Annotated in this window: 1 rRNA gene; it reads left to right on the top strand. The window is 53.3% G+C overall.

Features of this window, described 5'->3' with window-relative positions:
* Positions 1–133 precede the first annotated feature (133 nt).
* Positions 134–227: ribosomal RNA gene (gene rrf / locus PVA19_RS22335) — 5S ribosomal RNA — on the top strand; the annotation flags it as partial.

The raw sequence follows: 227 nt of genomic DNA, 5'->3' as shown, positions 1-227 counted from the left end.
TTCGTTCCCATTGTTCATGCTCATCGAATAAAACTCGATCGCATCACGTGTTCATATCAAATAGAGCCAAAAGCTCTCCAGCTTCTCGATACAACAGCACATGCAAAAGCATGTGCCAGTTGCGTTTCGCCGACCTGGTGGTTATCGCGGGGCGGCTGCACCCGTTCCCATTCCGAACACGGCCGTGAAACGCCCCAGCGCCAATGGTACTCCGTCTTAAGACGCGG

Origin of the sequence: Agrobacterium sp. CNPSo 3708, assembly GCF_028674915.1 — a bacterium.
GTDB classification, from domain to species: Bacteria; Pseudomonadota; Alphaproteobacteria; order Rhizobiales; family Rhizobiaceae; genus Agrobacterium; species Agrobacterium cavarae.
This window is presented reverse-complemented; position numbering and strand designations above follow the sequence as displayed.